Here is a 345-nt window from a genome sequence, read left to right as displayed (position 1 = left end):
TTCACATAAGTCGTATCGGCCGACAGATCCATCGTTAGATTCGTGCTCGTAGGATCGACCATCGACGAGATCGCCGAAATCACGAATTCCACCTGAACCTGCGTGAAGTCCACGGGATCGCTGCCGAAATAAACATTGATCAAACGCGTTTTCGTATCAATACTGGTAACCGCTTCCGCTCCCCCGTAAGATGCCTTCACGTCCTTGATCGGGCTGTCCACCTCCGCTACGATCTTATAGCAAACGATACTGCCGCCCGTAAGGATATTTACGCCGGTCACGTCGTTCAGATCCATCTCGACAGGATTCGTAACGCTCGGCGTATAAAGAGACGCACCGTTGACC

At 51.9% G+C, this 345-nt stretch carries 1 protein-coding gene; it reads right to left on the bottom strand.

Annotated elements, in window-relative coordinates:
• Nucleotides 1-345 (bottom strand): hypothetical protein (locus PGR91_RS13485; RefSeq protein WP_270399385.1); only part of this gene is annotated, 345 nt, incomplete at both ends.

Origin of the sequence: Candidatus Alistipes pullistercoris (assembly GCF_027665465.1) — a bacterium.
Taxonomy (GTDB): domain Bacteria; phylum Bacteroidota; class Bacteroidia; order Bacteroidales; family Rikenellaceae; genus Alistipes_A; species Alistipes_A hominis.
This window is presented reverse-complemented; position numbering and strand designations above follow the sequence as displayed.